Consider the following 855-nt stretch of genomic DNA (forward strand, 5'->3'; position numbering starts at 1 on the left):
GGCGTCGGTCCACAGGCCTTTTTCCTGGGCCAGCCGGCGGTTGCCCAGCAGCCAGGTGGCGCCGGCGATGCGCGCCTGCACGCCGCGCCCGGGCAGGGCGGTGAAATCCTCCACCTCGGGGATGCCGGCCGGGGTGCCCAGCCCGGCCGCGATGGCTTTCGAGACGGGGTGGTCCGAGCGCCCGGCCAGCGCCGCCGCCACATCCTGGGCGCCATCGCTGCCGAAGGACTCGCGGCCCACCAGCACGGGGCGCCCGGCGGTCACGGTGCCGGTCTTGTCGAAGGCCACGGCGCGCACGCCGCGGGCCAGCTCCAGCCAGTTGCCGCCCTTGATGAGAATGCCGCGCCGGGCGCCGGCGGCCAGGCCGCTCACCACGGTGACGGGCGTGGCCAGCACCAGCGCGCAGGGGCAGGCGATCACCAGCAGCACCAGCGCGCGGTAGATCGCATCCAGCCAGGTCCAGCCGAACAGCAGCGGGGCGCCGATGGCCACGGCGACGGCCATGGCGAACACCGCGGGCGTGTACACGGCGGCGAAGCGGTCCACGAAGCGCTGGGTGGGCGCGCGGGCGCTCTGGGCCTGCTCCACGGCGCGGATGATGCGGTCCAGCGTGGTCTGGCCGGCCGCGGCCGTCACGCGGAACTCCAGTTCCGACTGCGCGTTGAGCGTGCCGGCGTACACCGGATCGCCCGGGGCCTTGTCCACGGCCAGGCTCTCGCCCGTCACGCTGGATTCGTCCACCGCGCTGCGGCCGGTGGTGACCACGCCGTCCAGCGGCACGCGGCCCCCGGGGCGGATGCGCACGGTGCTGTCCACGGCCACGTCGGCGGCGGGCACCGTGCGCCACTGGCCGTC

At 75.7% G+C, this 855-nt stretch carries 1 protein-coding gene; it reads right to left on the minus strand.

Going from position 1 to position 855, the window contains the following annotated elements:
- On the minus strand, positions 1-855 hold an 855-nt coding region (locus tag AC27KI_RS26100), incomplete at both ends, for a heavy metal translocating P-type ATPase (RefSeq protein ID WP_487116753.1).

Source organism: Acidovorax sp. KPB24-03, assembly GCF_057546605.1.